The sequence below is a fragment of the Streptomyces sparsus genome (assembly GCF_054776295.1).
The window spans coordinates 1-745 of sequence record NZ_BAAHCA010001520.1 but is presented as its reverse complement, the minus strand read 5'-3'; the positions used below and the strand labels follow the sequence as shown (position 1 = coordinate 745).

Here is a 745-nt window from a genome sequence, read left to right as displayed (position 1 = left end):
CGGGGTGGCGGGCGTCAGGGCAGCGGCTGGGCGGCCCGTTCCCGGCCGGCGGTCATCGCGGCCTGCCGGTGACGGGTCGGCCGCCAGGTCGTGACCAGTGCGAACGCCAGCAGCAGTTCGGCGATGTCCCCGCCGTAGTACATCAGCTCCGCGGCGCCGCGGACCTGTTCGGCCGGGGCGTCCACGTGCAGCCCGACTCCCGCGTACATCAGCTGGGAGAGCGTCGCGTGCGCTGCCACGGCGGCGCCGAGCACCACCAGGCGGTGCGGTACCGAGGGGCGGCGGGGCGCCGGGTCGGGGCCGGCGATGACCCACACGAAGAGGCAGCCGGCCAGCAGGAAGTGCACGTGCAGCAGGTGGTGCAGGGCCGGGACGCCGGAGATCGCGCCGTACAGCGGGGTGAAGTACAGCACCGCGAGCGGCCCGATGCTCAGCAGCAGAGCCGGGACGGGCCGGGCCAGCAGCCTGACCGGGACGCTGTGCAGGACGCCCGCCACCCGTCTGGCGTGCCGGACCGGAAGGGCGCCCAGCAGCAGCGTGACGGGCGCGCCGAGCACCAGCCCGAGCGGCGCGTACATGCCGACGAGCAGGTGTTGCAGCATGTGGCCGCGGAAGTCGGTGTGGGCGAAGGGTGCCAGGGGCGGCAGCAGCGCGACGGCCAGTACGGCCGTGCCGGTCAGGAAGTACGCCGTCCGCCGGCGCCGACCGGCCGGTCTCCGGTCGCGCTGCCGGGCGCGCCGCACCA

Annotated in this window: 1 protein-coding gene; it reads right to left on the bottom strand. The window is 75.6% G+C overall.

Annotated elements, in window-relative coordinates; all coding sequences use genetic code 11:
* Window positions 1–14: 14 nt before the first annotated feature.
* Window positions 15–743, bottom strand: coding sequence for a cytochrome c oxidase assembly protein (locus tag ACYVE9_RS29375; RefSeq protein ID WP_461030919.1), 729 nt, complete (start codon window positions 741–743; stop codon window positions 15–17).
* Between the last annotated feature and the right edge of the window lie 2 nt (window positions 744–745).